Genomic DNA, 14,831 nt, shown 5'->3' with positions numbered 1-14,831 from the left:
GAGCATGTGGTGATCCTCGGCCTCGTGACCGCCGTCGGAGCCTCGGTCTGCTACGGCACCGGCTCCGTTCTCCAGGCCGTCGGTTCCCGCCGCTCCGCACGGGAGGAGGCCGCCGCCAAGGGCCGGTCGGCCGGGGTCACCGAGCACGGCGGCCCGAACCTGACCTCCACCGCCAAGGCCGCCGTGACCTGGGAGTTCATCCTCGGCACGGTGCTCGACCTGATCGGCTTCGGGCTGGGCGCGCTGGCCGCGCGGCTGCTCCCGCTGTTCCTCTCCCAGACGATCATCAGTGCCAACCTGGTGATCACGGCGCTGCTGAGCATCAAACTGCTGGGGATCCGGCTCCGGCGCCCGGAGTGGGCCTCGATCGCGGTGCTCTGCGCGGCGCTGATCATGCTGGCGGTGGCGGCCGGACCGGAGGGCGGCCACCATGTCGCGATGTCCGTGCACTGGTGGCTGCTGGGTGCTTCGGTGGTGCTGATCGCCGGCGGCAGCCTGGTGGTGCGCAGGCTGGGCGCGGGCGGCGCGATCGTGGCCGGCCTGCTCTCGGGCCTCGGCTTCGGCGCGCTCGGGGTGGGGGTGCGGATCCTCGACGGTCTCGACCCGTTCGCCCTCGGCACGCTGCTCAGCGATCCCGCCCTGTACGCGATCCTGATCGGCGGCCTCGGCGGGATGTACCTGCACACCATCGCCCTGCAGATCGGCTCGGTGAACGGTGCGACCGCCGCCCTGGTGGTCGGCGAGACGGTGGTGCCGGGCGTGGTGGGCGTGATCTGGCTCGGCGACTCCTCGCGCGACGGCCTCGGCTGGATGGCCGCCTTCGGCTTCGTCCTGGCGGTGACCTCCGCCGTCGGCGTCGCCTACTTCGGCCAGGGCGAGCAGGACCTCAGCGAGGAACCGCTGCCCGCCGAGCTGACCAAGAAGTGAGCCGCGCCGGGCCGGCGGGTGCCGGCCCGGCCGCACCGGCCGGGCGGCGTCGCTCAGCGCGGGCGCGGGATCCGCTGGCAGCGCGGGCAGAAGTAGCTGGAGCGGTTCATCCAGGCCGCCCGGCGGATCGGGGTGCCGCAGCGGCCGCAGGGCTCGCCCTCGCGGCCGTAGGCGTCCAGGTCGCGGGAGAAGTAGCCGCTCTCGCCGTTCACGTTGACGTAGAGGCTGTCGAAGCTGGTGCCGCCGACCGCCAGGGCCGCGTTCATCACCTCGCGGGCGTGCCCGAGCAGCAGCGCGCCCTGCGGGCGGGTCAGGCCGGCGGTGGGGCGGTCGTAGTGCAGCCTGGCGCGCCAGAGCGCCTCGTCGGCGTAGATGTTGCCGACCCCGCTGATCAGCGTCTGGTCGAGCAGGGCGCGCTTGACCGTGGTGCGCTTGGCGCGCAGCGCGGTGACGAAGGCCTCGTCGTCGAAGCGGGGGTCCAGCGGGTCGCGGGCGATGTGCGCGATGGACAGCGGGGTGCCCTCGGGGTCGCCGTCCTCGGCCTCCTCGACCGCGAGGCCGCCGAAGGTGCGCTGGTCGACGAAGCGCAGTTCGCGCCCGCCGTCGGTGAACCGCAGCCGGACCCGCAGGTGGGTCTCGTCCGGCACCGAAGGGTCCTGGACGAGGAGCTGGCCGCTCATCCCGAGGTGGCCGATCAGCGAGAAGCCGGTGCCGGAGTCGCCCTGCAGCGGCACCCAGAGGTACTTGCCGCGGCGCTGCGCGGAGCCGAGGGTCGTCCCGGTCAGCCGGGCGGCGAAGTCCGCGGCGCCGGCCGGCTGGCGGCGGACGGCGCGCGGGTGCAGCACCTGGACGTCCTCGACGGTGCGTCCGGCCACCCAGTTGGCCAGTCCGCGCCGGACGACCTCGACCTCGGGAAGTTCGGGCACTTCGACGCCTCCGCTGTTCCACGACCTGGAGCAGGCGGGCTGCTCCGGGCCGGCCTCAGGCCTTGTCGCCGGGGAGGCTGTCCGCGTACTTGGCCTTGATCGCGCGCCAGGCGCTCTCGGCGGCCTTCTGTTCGGCTTCCTTCTTCGAGCGTCCGACGCCGCTGCCGAAGTCCTGGCCAGCCACCCGGGCGGCGGCGGTGAAGGTCTTCTCGTGGTCCGGGCCGGATTCCTCGATGACGTACTCGGGCACGCCGATGCCGGCCGCCGCGGTGAGTTCCTGGAGGCTGGTCTTCCAGTCGAGTCCGGCCCCGAGCTGAGAGGACTCCTCGATCAGCGGGTCGAACAGGCGGTGGACGAACGCGGTCGCCGCGTCCAGGCCCTGGTCCAGGTAGACGGCGCCGATCACGGCCTCGACGGTGTCGGCGAGGATCGACGACTTGTCGCGTCCGCCGGTCCCTTCCTCGCCCTTGCCGAGACGGATGAAGGTGCCGAGTTCGAGGCCGCGGCCGACCTCGGCGAGCGCGCGGGAGTTGACCACCGCGGCGCGCAGCTTGGCGAGCGTCCCCTCGGGCACGTCCGGGTGGACGCGGTAGAGGGTGTCCGTCACCACCAGGCCCAGCACCGAGTCGCCGAGGAACTCCAGGCGCTCGTTGGTGGGCAGCCCGCCGTTCTCGTACGCGTAGCTGCGGTGGGTCAGGGCACGCACCAGAAGGGCGCGCTCGAGCGTGTACCCGAGGCGCCCTTCCAGGACGTCGTATTCGGTCGAAGCCGGCCCGCCGCCCTTGCTTCCGTTGGCAGAAGCCTGCTTGCGGGTTGAGTTGCTATCCGACATCGATCCGTGCACCCCGCCGATCAGACCGAGAGGACCTGGCGACGGTTGTACGTGCCGCAGCTCGGGCACGCGATGTGACCCAGCTTCGGCTCGTGGCAGCGGTCGCACGCCACGAGGGCGGGGACAACGGCCTTCCAGTTGGACCGGCGGTGGCGCGTGTTGCTGCGCGACATCTTCCGCTTCGGAACAGCCACGGCTACTTCTCCTGGTTCTCGGCTCCACCCTCACGGGTGTCGCTGGTCTTGATTCCGTCACCCTCGTCGCCGTGGGCGGCGGAGAGTCCCTGCAGAGCCGCCCACCGGGGGTCGGCGGCCTCGTGGTGGTGGTCCGGGTCGTCGCTCAGGCGCGCTCCGCATTCGGAGCACAGGCCCAGGCAGTCTTCCTGGCACACCGGCTGCAGCGGCAGTGCGAGCACCACCGCGTCACGCAGCACCGGCTGGAGGTCGAAGTAATCGCCCTCCAAGCGGTAAGTCTCTTCTTCGTCGTCCTCGTCGAGCTCGTCGGCGGCGGCGGTGGACCGGCCGCGCCCCTTCTCGTCGGACTCCGGGTAGTAGAACAGCTCCTGGAACTCGACGTCGATCCCGTCCTCGACCGGCTCCAGGCAGCGCACGCACTCGCCCTCGACCTTGGCCTCGGCGGTGCCCGTGACGAGGACGCCCTCGACCACGGACTCCAGTCGGAGCTCCAGCGCGATCTCGCTCTTCTCGGGCACACCGATCACGTCGATGATGCCCAGCCCCTCGGGGGCCTCCAGGGTGCGGGTCACCTTGCGCAGCGATCCTGGGCGACGGCCGAGCTCGTGCGTGTCGAACACGAGGGGGTCGCGGTGGTCGAGGCGGTTCAAGGTGTCCTGACTTCCTGAGGCGGCACGCGTGGTGCGTGGCGCGGGTGGTTCGTACGGCGTGCGGCGCTGCGCGTCTCAACGATGCGCGGGCAGCCGGACTACCCCGGCACGAGCAGGCCGGAGTGGTCAGACTACCGGACACGGGGGCCAGGCCCAACTTCGCCCGGTTTCGGGCCGGCCCGGGCGGGGCCGGCCCGGGGGCCTCAGCGGCCGCCGAGCTCCCGCAGCCTGGTCATGTCGATCATGCTGGTGTCGAAGAAGCTGGTCTCGTCGAGACCGGGCTGCTGGCCCGAGGCCTGCTGCGGCAGCTGGGGCTGGGCGCCCTGCGGGTAGCCGCCCGCGGCCGGCACCGGGTTGCCCCAGGCGTCGTACTGCGGGCCCTGACCCTGGCCCTGGCCCTGGCCCTGGTAACCGCCCTGCTGCTGGTAGCCGCCGGCCTCGGGCACCGGGTTGCCCCAGGCGTCCTGCTGGGGCTGCTGCTGGCCCTGGTAGCCGGGCTGCTGGTAGCCGTACTGGTTGCCGTACGGGTCCTGCCGGCCCTGGTCCGAGGGGTCGAAGCCGCCCCCGTAGACCTCGGCGTACTGGGTGCCCTCGGGGGCGCCGTACTGGGCGGCGGCCGCGTACTGGCCCTCGCCGGGGGCCTGCCAGCCGGCCGCGGCCGGGGTCTGCTCGGGCCAGCTCTGCTGCTGCGGGACGTCGGCCCGGTACCAGGGCTCCTGGTCCGCGTCGGTGCCGTCGCCGTAGTTGTCGGCGAAGCCGGCGGCGACGGCCTCGGCGCGGTCCTTCAGCTGCTGCGCCTGGTCGGCGGCGGCCAGGTACGCGCCGAGGTCGTCGATCGGGGCCTTGCCGAGCAGCTTGTCGCGGCCCTTGCCGACGGCCGACAGCGTCTTGCTGAGGACGGTCTCCAGGGTGGCGAGCTTCACATCGACGTACTCGTCGACCTCGGGGCTGGGGCTGACCCGCGGCTGGAACTCCTCGCCGTCGGCCTCACCCTCGGCGTCCGTCTCGAAGACGCCGGAGTCGCCGCGCAGCTTGGTGCGGCCGCGGCCGACGGCGCCGAGCGTCTTGGTGAGCACCACCTCGAAGTTGGCCAGCTTGCTGTCGACGTAGTCGTCGGCCTCGGCGCGCTTGGTCTCCACCTCGGCGCGGGCCTCGGCGAGGATGCGGTCCGCCTCGGCCTGGGCCCGGCGGACCACCTCGGTGTCCGAGATGAGCGACCCCCGCTCGGCGTGCGCCCCCTGGATGATCCGCTCGGCCTCGGCCTCGGCGTCGGCCACCACCTGCTCGTGGTCGGCCATCACCGACTGGGCGTGCGCCAGTTCGGCGGGCAGGGCCGCGCGGAGGTCCTGGAGCAGCCCGACCAGCTCGGCGCGGTTCACCACACAGGAGGCCGACATCGGCATCGCACGGGCGTTCTCGACGGCCGCGACGATCTGGTCGACCTTGTTCTGCACGTCCACGGGGCTTCGTCTTTCCGTGTGCCGCCGACGTCCGGCGGAGGCAGGCCCGGCGCGGTGCACCTCACCGCAGGGCAGGAATAAAGACTGTACGGCCACTGCGGCGGGACCTCACAACGCCTGCGCCCGGCCGGCCGCCGCGGAGGGGGACAGCTGGTGACGAACCGGCAGAAACGGACCATCCGGGCCTACTGCGCGGCGCGCTCCGCGATCCGCTCGACGAGCCGGCCGTGCACCACCGGCGGCAGCAGGTGGGAGACGTCGCCGCCGTACGAGGCGACCTCCTTGACCAGGCTGGAGGAGAGGAAGCTGTAGGTCGGCGAGGTCGGCACGAAGAGCGTCTCGACGCCGGTCAGGCCGTGGTTCATCTGCGCCATCTGCAGCTCGTAGTCGAAGTCGCTGACCGCGCGCAGCCCCTTGATGATGGCCGGGATGCCGCGGTCGCGGCAGAAGTCCACCAGCAGGCCGCTGTGCGACTCCACCTCGATGTTGCCGTAGTGCCCGCAGGTCTCCTCGATGAGCGCGATCCGCTCCTCGACGGTGAACAGCCCCTGCTTGTTCCGGTTGATCAGCACCGCGACATGCACCACGTCGTACAGCTTGGAGGCCCGCTCGATGATGTCGAGGTGACCGTTGGTGATGGGGTCGAACGATCCGGGACAGACGGCGCGACGCATGGCGTGAGCTCCCTCGTGGGATTCGGTGCTGCGGGTGGTGGCCCGGCTACGGGTGTTGCCGGGTCTCGGCGGCGGCGCGACCGTACCAGAGGGTGCCTTCGCCGTACCGCCGTGAGCGCAGCGCGTCGAAGCCCTCGGGCCAGCCGAACTCACCGCCCCTGGTGCTGCGCTCCACGGTGACGAGTGCGTCCTCCGCGAGCCAGCCCCCGGCGCTCATTGTGATCAGCATCTCGCGCAGCTCCTCGTCGGTGACGGCGTACGGCGGGTCGAGGAAGACCAGGTCGTAGCCGTGCTCCGGGGCCCGTCCGGCGAGCACCCGCTCGGCCCGGTCGGCCCGCACCTCCGCGCCGGGCAGGTTGACGGTCCGTACGTTCTCCCGGATCACCTTCGCCGCTTGGGCGTCCGCCTCGACCAGCAGGACGTGCTCGGCGCCGCGGGAGAGGGCCTCCAGGCCGACCGCGCCCGAACCGCCGAACAGGTCGAGCATCCGGGCCCCGTGCAGGGTGCCGCGGAGCGCCTCCAGGGTGGAGAACATGGCCTCGCGGGCCTTGTCGGAGGTCGGGCGGGTGCTCCGGCCTGGCGGCACGGCCAGGCGGCGGCCGCCGGCCGTCCCGGCGATCACGCGGGTCATGGTGCGGGGGTTCCTTTCGTGGCGGAGCCCCGTCGGCCGGCCGGCGGGGCTCCCCCATTCAAGCGCGGTTCCGCCGCGGATGCGTCACCCGGCGGCCGCGGCCGCCGGGTGACGCATCCGCTCAGCCCTTCTCCAGGTACTCCGCGCGGTCCTCGTCCAGCAGGCCGGCCAGTGCCGCGCGCAGGTCCGGGTGGTCCTCCAGCCGGGGGTCGACGGCGACCAGGGCGGCCGCCTCGGCCCGGGCGGTGGTGATGACCTCCTCGTCCTCCAGCACCGAGAGCACCTTGAGCGAGGACTTCACCCCGGACTGGGCCTGGCCCAGGACGTCGCCCTCCCGGCGCTGTTCGAGGTCGATCCGGGAGAGCTCGAAGCCGTCCAGGGTGCCGGCCACCGCGTCCAGCCGGGCCCGGGCCGGGCTGGCCCCGGGCATGTCGCTGACCAGCAGGCACAGCCCCGGCGCGCTGCCCCGGCCGACCCGGCCGCGCAGCTGGTGGAGCTGGGAGACGCCGAACCGGTCGGCGTCCATGATGACCATCGCGGTGGAGTTGGGGACGTTGACGCCGACCTCGATGACCGTGGTGGCGACCAGCACGTCGACCCGGCCGGCCGCGAAGCGGCGCATCACGTCGTCCTTGGCGTCGGGCTGCAGGCGCCCGTGCAGGATCTCGATCCGCAGGCCGGCCAGCGGGCCCTTGGCGAGCATCTCGGCGGTCTCCACCACGGCCAGCGGCGGCCGGCGGTCGTCGCTGCCGGCGCCGAGGTCCTCCGGGTCGTCGGGCATCGCCTTGCGCTTCTTCTTCGGGTCGCTCTGGTCCTCGTCGCCGATCCGGGGGCAGACCACGTACGCCTGGTGGCCCTTGCCGACCTCCTCGCGCACCCGCTCCCAGGCGCGGGCCAGGAAGTTGGGCTTCTCCAGGGCCGGCACCACGTGGGTGGAGATCGGCGAGCGGCCGGCCGGGAGCTGGTCCAGCACCGAGGTCTCCAGGTCGCCGAAGACCGTCATGGCGACCGTGCGCGGGATCGGGGTGGCCGTCATCACCAGCAGGTGCGGGGGCTGTTCGCCCTTGGCGCGCAGGGCGTCGCGCTGCTCGACGCCGAAGCGGTGCTGCTCGTCCACCACGACCAGGCCGAGGTCCTGGAACTGGACCTTGTCCTCGATCAGCGCGTGGGTGCCGATCGCGATGCCGGCGTCGCCGCAGGCCATGTCGAGCAGCGTCTGGCGGCGGGCCGGGGTGCCCATGGAGCCGGTCAGCAGCACCACCTTGGTGGCGGCGTCGGCGCCGCCGAGCATGCCGCCCTCGGCCAGGTCGCCCATCATCTCGACGATCGAGCGGTGGTGCTGCTGGGCGAGCACCTCGGTGGGGGCGAGCAGGACGGCCTGGCCGCCGGCGTCGACCACGGTGAGCATGGCGCGCAGCGCGACCAGGGTCTTGCCGGAGCCGACCTCGCCCTGGAGCAGCCGGTGCATCGGGTGCGAGGTGGCCAGGTCGGCGAAGATCTCGGCGCTGACCTGGCGCTGGCCGTCGGTGAGGGTGAAGGGCAGCCGGGCGTCGAAGGCCTCCAGCAGCCCGCCGGCCCGTTCCGGGCGGGGCACCGCGGGCAGGGCGGAGTCGGCCGCCCGGCGCTGGGCCAGCGCTACCTGGAGCACGAAGGCCTCGTCCCAGCGCAGCCGGCTCTGGGCGCGCTCGCGGTCGGCGTGGCTGCGCGGGCGGTGGATGAGTTCGAGCGCCTCGGGCAGCGGGATCAGCCCGTGCTTCTCGCGCAGTTCGGCGGGCAGCGGCTCGCCGACGCCCTGCCAGCCGTCGTCGGCGAGGGTGTCGAGGACCGTCCGCACGCAGAGGCCGACCGTCCAGGTCTGGGCCTTGGCGCTGGCCGGGTAGACCGGGATGAGCCGGCCGGCGAACTCGGCGGCGGCCGAGCTGTCCGCCTCCTCGTCCATCAACTGATAATCAGGGGAAACCAGTTGGCGGGTGCGATTGAACTGTCCGACCTTGCCGGCGAACAGGCCCTGGGCGCCCGGCCGCAGGTCCTTCTGCCGCCAGCCCTGGTTGAAGAACACCAGGCTGAGCCGCCCGCGCCCGTCGGTGACGACCACCTCCAGCCGGTCGCCCTTGCGCCCCTTGAACGGGATCAGGGTGACCTTCTCGATCCTGGCGAGCACCGTGACGTGCTCGTCGATCTCCAGGTCGTCGAGGCTGGTGAGCTGGCCGCGTTCGGCGTACCGGCGCGGGTAGTGGTGCAGCAGGTCGCCGACCGTGCGCAGCTTGAGGCTGTCGGCGAGCACCTTCGCGGTGCGGTCGCCGACCACGGCGGTCAGGGGCGTGTCGAGAGTGAGATCGGCCATCACGCCCTATTGGACACCACACCACCGACAGCACGTCGCATTCACCCGGTGCTCAGGCCGCCGCGGGCGGTTCACTCCACCCCGATCAGCAGCGGCGCCCACTCCTGGCCCCCCTCGAAGACCACCGCGTCGACCTCCGGACGCTGGCGGCGGGCGTGCGCCACCAACTGCTCGGCGAGGCCCGGGGGCGCGCCCTCGCCGAGCACCAGGGTGACCAGTTCGCCGCCGGCCGCGAGCATCCGGGCGAGCACGGTCTCCCCGGTGCCGGCCAGGTCGGCGCCGATCACGGCGACGTCCCCGTCGATCAGGCCGAGCACGTCGCCGGCCTGGCAGACCCCGGCCATCGTCCAGGACTCCCCCTCGGCGACGGCGAGTTCGGCGTACCGGGTGGCGCCGGCCGCCGAGGTCATGGCCACCACGTCCTCGTCGAAGCGCCGGGAGGCCTCGTGCACCGCCAGGGCGGCCAGGCCCTGCACCGGGGAGCGGGTCGGCAGGACGGCGATCCGCACGCCCTCCTCGCGCAGCTGGTCGGCGGCGGCGCCGGCGGCGGCCCGCAGCTCCGGGTCGTTGAGCAGCAGGATCACCTCGCGGGCGCCGGCCCGGCGGACCGCCTCGGCGAGTTCGGCGCTGGCCGGCGGCCGGTCCGGGTCGGCGTGCAGGACGGCGGCGCCGGCCTGTTCGCAGAGCTCGGCCAGGCCCTCCCCGCTGACCACGCTGAGCACCGTCCGGGCGCGCCGCTCCCGCTCGCCGCGGGAGTCGGCGGCGCCGGCCCGGGCGGCGGCCTCGGCGAAGTGCGTGATCCGGATCTGGTACGGCCGGCCGGCCCGGACGCCGGCCTCCACGGCGGCGCCGGCGTCGTCCACGTGCACGTGGACGTTCCACAGGCCGTCGCCGCCGCCGACCACCAGGGAGTCGCCGAGTTCGGCGAGCCGGGCGCGCAGCACCGGCAGCTCGGCGTCGGGGGCGTCGAGCAGGTAGATCACCTCGAACGCGGGGTGGCCGGGGCCGGGCGGGCGGACATGGCCCTCGCAGTCGCCCGCGGCTCCGACCGGCGGCAGCGGTTGGCTGAGCGCCACCGGGCCCATCGGGTGGTGGCCGGCGACGGCGTCGGCGAGCGCGCCGAGGACGGCGACCAGGCCGCGGCCGCCGGCGTCGACCACCCCGGCGTCGGCGAGCACGGCGAGCTGCTGCGGGGTGCGAAGCAGGGCCTGCCGGGCGGACCGGTAGGCGGTGTCGGCGACCTGGGCGAGGCTGCCGCCGACCTTGTCGGCCTCCCGCGCGGCCGCGGCGGCCACGGTGAGCAGCGTCCCCTCCACCGGTTCGGCGACCGCCTGGTAGGCGGATTCGGCGGCTTTCAGCAGGGCCGCGCGCAGCTGGTCGGCGCCGCCGCCGGCGACCGCGAGGGTCTCGGCCGTGCCGCGCAGCCACTGGGCGAGGATCACGCCGGAGTTGCCGCGGGCCCCCAGCAGGGCGCCCCTGGCCATCGCCCGCACGCTGTCGCCGAGCTCCGGGACGGCGTCGGGGGCGCCGTCCCGGCCGGCGGCGGCGAAGCTGTCCTCGACCGCGGCGGCGGCCGATTCGACGGTCAGGTAGAGGTTGGTGCCGGTGTCGCCGTCCGGTACGGGGTAGACGTTGAGTGCGTCGATCTCCTCGCGGGCCTGGCCGAGCGAGCGCAGGGCCAGCCGGCACCAGGTCCGCACGGCCGGGGCGTCGAGCGTGTGCAGCACCAGGTCTCCTCCGGGTGTACGCCGCGCATGGCTGTGGGTGGTGAACGGCGGGCGGCGCGGGGCGATGCTGGCAGGTTATCCGGGCCCGCCCCGGATCGTGGCTGGCAGGAGCCCTGCCGGACGGGCCTGCGGCGGCCTCGCCGCCCGGGTCGGCGGGAGGACCGGACGGCGCCCGGGGTGGGGTAAACCCTCCGGACGTGGTAGTTTCGTTGAACGGGAGCAAGCGTTGTATGCTCTTCCGGTTGCCTGGAACAGTCCAGGCTCACCCTTTGAATCGGTCCGGTCCACGTGAGTGGCCCGTTGATTCAGCCGGGGTTTTCGAACGTAAATGATCTGAAGTCTTGGAGTGACTCCTGTGGCTGCCAACTGCGACGTCTGCGGCAAGGGGCCGGGCTTCGGCAACAACATCTCCCACTCGCACCGCCGTACCCGTCGTCGTTGGAACCCCAACATTCAGACGGTGCGCGCTGTGATCGGGCGGACGCCGAAGCGGCTCAACGTCTGCACCTCGTGCATCAAGGCCGGTAAGGTCTCGCGCTGACGCGCAGACCGGTAAGCCGGTCCTCCAGTAAGTCGGTCCGTCCTCGGATGGATCGGCTTTCTGTTTTTCCGGCCCTCGCCGGGTGACCGCCCATGAACGCCGCCTGCCCCGGGCCCTGTGCCCGGGCGGGCGGCGTTCGTGCGTCCGGCCCCGGCCCCGGCCCCGCGCGGCCGGTCCCCGCCGCCGGCAACGGGGCGGGTGGCGGATGCGGCGGGTGGCGGGGGCCGGGCCGGTCAGGCCCCGCGCAGCCGCCAGCCGTGGTCCACCGGCCCGATGCCCGCACCGAGCGCGAAGCCGGCCGCGATCGCCCCGGTGACGTACTCCTTGGCCGCGGCCACCGCCCCGGGCACCTCCTGCCCCTTGGCCAGCTCGGCGGCGATGGCGCTGGCCAGCGTGCAGCCGGTGCCGTGGGTGTGCCGGTTGTCGTAGCGCTCGGCCCGGTACCAGTGCTCCTCCCCCGGGCCGCCGTACAGCAGGTCGGCCGCCTCGCCCTCCAGGTGGCCGCCCTTGACCAGCACCCAGCGCGGGCCGAGGTCCAGCAGCGCCCGGGCGGCGTCCGCCATGTCCTCCTGGCCCCGCACGGTGATCCCGGTGAGCTGCGCCACCTCGTGCAGGTTGGGCGTGGCCACGGTGGCCACCGGCAGCAGCCGCTCCCGGACGGTGGCCACCGCCTCGGCGGCGAGCAGCGCGTCCCCGTGCTTGGAGACGCCGACCGGGTCGACCACGACCGGCGCGTCCAGCCCGGTGAGCAGTTCGGAGACGGTCTCGACCAGCTCGATCGAGGCCAGCATGCCGGTCTTGACCGCCTGGACGCCGATGTCGTCGACGACGCTGCGGAACTGGGCCCGGACGGCCTCGGCGGGCAGCTCCCAGTAGCCCTGGACGCCGAGCGAGTTCTGCGCGGTGACGGCGGTGATCACGCTCATGCCGTGCACGCCGAGGGCGAGCATGGCCTTGAGGTCGGCCTGGATTCCGGCGCCGCCGCCGGAGTCGGAGCCGGCGACGGTGAGCACACGCGGAGGGGCGGCGACGGGGCCGCGCGACGGGAGAGCCATGGCCACAACCTACCCGGGACGGCCCGCGGCGCGGCGGGCCCGTCCGGCAGGCGGCGGGCGCCGGGGCAGCTCCCGGCGGGAGGGCGGCCCGGGCCGCGGGGCGGCTCGGGCCAGGGAGCGGCTTCGGTCAGAGGATGGCTTCGGACTCGGCCCAGCGGTCCACCGGCACCGTCTTCAGCCGGGTGACGGCCTCGGCGATCGGCACCAGCTCGATCTCGTTGCGGCGCAGCGCGGTGAAGTGGCCGAAGGCGCCCTTGTGGACGGCCTCGACGGCGTGCCAGCCGAAGCGGGTGGCGAGCACCCGGTCCCGCGAGGTGGGGGTGCCGCCGCGCTGGGTGTGGCCCAGGATGACCGGGCGGGCCTCCTTGCCGAGCAGGTCCTCCAGCTCGTGGGCGAGCCGGGTGCCGATGCCGCCGAAGGTCTGGTGCCCGTACTGGTCGACCGCGCCGTGGTCGAAGCGCATGGTGCCCTCGGCCGGCGCGGCCCCCTCGGCGACGGCGATGATGGCGAACTTCTTGCCCCGCTCGAAGCGGTCCTCGACCATCCGGGCGACGGCCTCGATGTCGAAGGGCTTCTCGGGGATCAGGATGCCGTGGGCGCCGCCGGCCATGCCCGCGGTGAGGGTGATCCAGCCGGTGTGCCTGCCCATCAGCTCCACCACCATCACCCGCTGGTGCGACTCGGCGGTGGTCTTCAGCCGGTCGATGGCCTCGGTGGCGACGTGCACGGCGGTGTCGAAGCCGAAGGTGACGTCGGTGGCGTCGATGTCGTTGTCGATGGTCTTGGGGACCCCGACCACCGGCAGGCCGGCCTCGCTGAACATCTTGGCGGCGGTGAGCGTGCCCTCGCCCCCGATCGCGATCAGGGCGTCGATGCCCAGGTTGCGGGCGAGCGTCGGGGCGTTCTCGACGGCCCACTCGATCCGCTCCCGCTTGACCCGGGCGGAGCCGAGGATGGTGCCGCCGAGGGTGAGCAGGCCGGTGACGTCGTCGTGCGAGACGGGCCGGCTGCGCCCCTCGATGAGGCCGAGGAACCCGTCCTCGATGCCGATGATCTCGTCACCGTGGACGTCGGTGCCGCGGTGCACCACGGACCGGATCACCGCATTGAGGCCGGGGCAGTCGCCGCCGCTGGTCAGGACGCCGATTCGCATGGTGGCTGAGCTCTCCCGCTCCATGGGCGCGTACGCCCCCGAGTAGTTGGATGCCGATCGTCGGCCGGCCCCGCCACCTGGTCCTCATGTACCGGACAAAGTGGGCAGGGCCCGACATTTGACGGCCAGCCTACGCGCTCCGCCCTGCCCCGGGTGCCTTCCCCGGCGGGCGCGGCTCACTCGTCGGACCGCCAGGCGGTTCGCCCGGCCGGTCAGCCCCGGCCCGCTCGGCTCACTCGGCGAAGTGGTCCCAGCCGCCGACCCGGTCCCAGGGGGCGCCGTCCACCGTGACCCGGCCGCCGCGCGAGGGCCCGGCCACCCGGACCACCTCGCCGATCACCCGCCAGCGGGCGGGCAGTTGGGCGGCGGCGGGGAAGGTCGCCACGATCGCGTGGTCCTCCCCGCCGGAGAGCACCCAGACCAGCGGGTCCACACCGACCGCCTGGCCGATGTCCGCCATCTGGGCCGGGATGTCGAAGTCCGCCGCCCGCAGGTCGATGTCGACCCCGCTGGCCTTCGCGACGTGGCCGAGGTCGGCGACCAGGCCGTCGCTGACGTCGATCATGGCGGTGGCGCCCAACTCGGCCGCGGCCGGGCCGGCGTGGTACGGCGGCTCGGGCCGGCGGTGGGCCTCGACGAAGGCCCGCGGGGAGCGGAACCCGCGCTGAAGGACGGTCAGTCCGGCCGCGGACCAGCCGAGCCACCCGGTCACCGCGACCACGTCCCCGGCCTGTGCGCCGGAGCGGACCACGGGCGCGCGCCCCTGGAGATCCCCGAGCGCCGTGATCGCCAGGGTGATGGTGTCACCGCGCACCACGTCGCCGCCGACCACCGCCGCCCCGGCCACCTGGCACTCGTCCCGCAGCCCGTCCATCAGCTCGGTGGCCCAGGTGGTGGGGAGGTCCGCGGGCGCGACCAGGCCCAGCAGTATCGCGGTCGGCACGGCGCCCATCGCGGCGATGTCGGCGAGGTTCTGCGCGGCCGACTTGCGGCCCACGTCGTACGCGGTGGACCAGTCCCGGCGGAAGTGCCGCCCCTCGACCAGCACGTCGGTGGTGGCCACCACCCGCCCGTCGGGCGCCCGGACCACGGCGGCGTCGTCGCCCGGACCGAGGTCGACCGCCGGGGTGGGCTGCAGCCTGGCGGTCAGCTCCTTGATGAGTCCGAACTCGCCGAGCTCGCCCACGGTCCCCTGCATGTGCCGTCCTCTCACGTCGTCCTGGATCACGCCGGCATCCGTCCGGCCGTACGCCCCCTCCGCGGCCTGCGGCCGGGGCGCGCCCCCAGCGCGCAGCGTACGCCCTCGGGCGGTGCAGAGGTCTCCCCTCCCCGGCCCGCAGCGCGGTAGCGTGGTGATCAGACTGCCGGTGAACCCACCCCCCACCACGCTCCACGGGCGATCACGGCGGCGATCTCCGTACCCAGCCGCCCTGGAGGTCCCCGTGGTACACGCGTACATCCTGGTCCAGACCGAGGTGGGCAAGGCCACCTCGGTGGCCGAGTCCATCGCCAAGATCCCGGGCGTCCTGCAGGCCGAGGACGTCACCGGCCCGTACGACGTGATCGTCCGGGCCGAGGCGGAAACCGTCGACGACCTGGGGCGGATGGTCGTCGCCCAGGTCCAGCAGGTCGAGGGGATCACCCGGACGCTGACCTGTCCGGTGGTCCACCTGTAGGCCGCGCCCCCTCCGGCGGCCCGCCCGCGGGCCGCACTACC

General features: G+C 73.7%; 15 protein-coding genes. 3 read left to right on the top strand and 12 right to left on the bottom strand.

Annotated features, from left to right (window positions below; translation table 11 throughout):
- Positions 1-9: 9 nt before the first annotated feature.
- Positions 10-927 carry a DMT family protein gene (locus J2S46_RS26740; RefSeq protein WP_191292632.1) on the top strand — a complete coding sequence of 306 codons (918 nt, stop codon included), beginning with the start codon at positions 10-12 and terminating at the stop codon, positions 925-927.
- 53 nt (positions 928-980) lie between these two features.
- Here the strand turns inward: J2S46_RS26740 and mutM are convergent, their stop codons facing one another.
- The 9 genes from mutM to J2S46_RS26695 form a co-directional block, all read right to left on the bottom strand.
- A complete protein-coding gene (gene mutM, locus J2S46_RS26735) occupies positions 981-1,853 on the bottom strand; it encodes a bifunctional DNA-formamidopyrimidine glycosylase/DNA-(apurinic or apyrimidinic site) lyase (RefSeq protein WP_191292631.1) in 873 nt (290 codons plus the stop codon).
- A gap of 55 nt (positions 1,854-1,908) precedes the next feature.
- Positions 1,909-2,685: a ribonuclease III gene (gene rnc, locus J2S46_RS26730; protein ID WP_073926005.1), complete on the bottom strand. Its 777-nt coding sequence runs from the start codon at positions 2,683-2,685 to the stop codon at positions 1,909-1,911.
- 20 nt (positions 2,686-2,705) lie between these two features.
- Positions 2,706-2,879: a 50S ribosomal protein L32 gene (rpmF, locus tag J2S46_RS26725; protein ID WP_030056747.1), complete on the bottom strand. Its 174-nt coding sequence runs from the start codon at positions 2,877-2,879 to the stop codon at positions 2,706-2,708.
- Between the two features lie 2 nt (positions 2,880-2,881).
- Positions 2,882-3,529 (bottom strand): YceD family protein, encoded by a 648-nt coding sequence (locus J2S46_RS26720; protein ID WP_191292630.1) that lies wholly within the window; start codon positions 3,527-3,529, stop codon positions 2,882-2,884.
- Between the two features lie 203 nt (positions 3,530-3,732).
- Positions 3,733-4,989, bottom strand: a complete 1,257-nt coding sequence (locus J2S46_RS26715; RefSeq protein WP_191292629.1) for a F0F1 ATP synthase subunit B — start codon at positions 4,987-4,989, stop codon at positions 3,733-3,735.
- A 185-nt stretch (positions 4,990-5,174) separates the two neighbouring features.
- Entirely contained in the window at positions 5,175-5,663 is a 489-nt protein-coding gene (coaD, locus tag J2S46_RS26710; RefSeq protein ID WP_191292628.1) for a pantetheine-phosphate adenylyltransferase, read from the bottom strand.
- A gap of 46 nt (positions 5,664-5,709) precedes the next feature.
- The gene (gene rsmD / locus J2S46_RS26705; RefSeq protein ID WP_191292627.1) at positions 5,710-6,294 is read right to left on the bottom strand and encodes a 16S rRNA (guanine(966)-N(2))-methyltransferase RsmD; all 585 of its coding nucleotides are present in this window, start codon (positions 6,292-6,294) and stop codon (positions 5,710-5,712) included.
- Positions 6,295-6,415: 121 nt separating this feature from the next.
- Complete coding sequence (gene recG, locus J2S46_RS26700) at positions 6,416-8,638, bottom strand: ATP-dependent DNA helicase RecG (RefSeq protein ID WP_191292626.1); 2,223 nt, start codon at positions 8,636-8,638, stop codon at positions 6,416-6,418.
- Between the two features lie 71 nt (positions 8,639-8,709).
- Positions 8,710-10,365, bottom strand: coding sequence for a DAK2 domain-containing protein (locus J2S46_RS26695; RefSeq protein WP_191292625.1), 1,656 nt, complete (start codon positions 10,363-10,365; stop codon positions 8,710-8,712).
- A 355-nt stretch (positions 10,366-10,720) separates the two neighbouring features.
- Here J2S46_RS26695 and rpmB point away from each other — a divergent pair, with 355 nt between their 5' ends.
- Positions 10,721-10,906: a 50S ribosomal protein L28 gene (rpmB, locus tag J2S46_RS26690; protein WP_035846000.1), complete on the top strand. Its 186-nt coding sequence runs from the start codon at positions 10,721-10,723 to the stop codon at positions 10,904-10,906.
- A gap of 233 nt (positions 10,907-11,139) precedes the next feature.
- On the opposite strand, the gene thiD is transcribed toward rpmB, so the two are convergent.
- From thiD to J2S46_RS26675, 3 genes are all read right to left on the bottom strand, one after another.
- Positions 11,140-11,961: a bifunctional hydroxymethylpyrimidine kinase/phosphomethylpyrimidine kinase gene (gene thiD, locus J2S46_RS26685; RefSeq protein WP_073926012.1), complete on the bottom strand. Its 822-nt coding sequence runs from the start codon at positions 11,959-11,961 to the stop codon at positions 11,140-11,142.
- A gap of 127 nt (positions 11,962-12,088) precedes the next feature.
- Positions 12,089-13,114, bottom strand: coding sequence for a 6-phosphofructokinase (locus tag J2S46_RS26680; protein ID WP_190213034.1), 1,026 nt, complete (start codon positions 13,112-13,114; stop codon positions 12,089-12,091).
- Positions 13,115-13,346: 232 nt separating this feature from the next.
- Positions 13,347-14,312, bottom strand: coding sequence for a thiamine-phosphate kinase (locus J2S46_RS26675; RefSeq protein WP_073926014.1), 966 nt, complete (start codon positions 14,310-14,312; stop codon positions 13,347-13,349).
- Between the two features lie 244 nt (positions 14,313-14,556).
- Here J2S46_RS26675 and J2S46_RS26670 point away from each other — a divergent pair, with 244 nt between their 5' ends.
- Positions 14,557-14,790 (top strand): Lrp/AsnC family transcriptional regulator, encoded by a 234-nt coding sequence (locus J2S46_RS26670; protein WP_073926015.1) that lies wholly within the window; start codon positions 14,557-14,559, stop codon positions 14,788-14,790.
- Positions 14,791-14,831: the final 41 nt, after the last annotated feature.

The sequence above is a fragment of the Kitasatospora herbaricolor genome, from assembly GCF_030813695.1.
Taxonomy (GTDB): Bacteria; Actinomycetota; Actinomycetes; order Streptomycetales; family Streptomycetaceae; genus Kitasatospora; species Kitasatospora herbaricolor.
This window is presented reverse-complemented; position numbering and strand designations above follow the sequence as displayed.

Coding starts and splice junctions, on each gene's coding strand:
- rnc (WP_073926005.1), bottom strand. CDS start 2,685: ATGTCGGATAGCAACTCAACCCGCAAGCAGGCTTCTGCCAACGGAAGC.
- coaD (WP_191292628.1), bottom strand. CDS start 5,663: ATGCGTCGCGCCGTCTGTCCCGGATCGTTCGACCCCATCACCAACGGT.
- rsmD (WP_191292627.1), bottom strand. CDS start 6,294: ATGACCCGCGTGATCGCCGGGACGGCCGGCGGCCGCCGCCTGGCCGTG.
- recG (WP_191292626.1), bottom strand. CDS start 8,638: ATGGCCGATCTCACTCTCGACACGCCCCTGACCGCCGTGGTCGGCGAC.
- thiD (WP_073926012.1), bottom strand. CDS start 11,961: ATGGCTCTCCCGTCGCGCGGCCCCGTCGCCGCCCCTCCGCGTGTGCTC.
- J2S46_RS26680 (WP_190213034.1), bottom strand. CDS start 13,114: ATGCGAATCGGCGTCCTGACCAGCGGCGGCGACTGCCCCGGCCTCAAT.
- J2S46_RS26675 (WP_073926014.1), bottom strand. CDS start 14,312: ATGCAGGGGACCGTGGGCGAGCTCGGCGAGTTCGGACTCATCAAGGAG.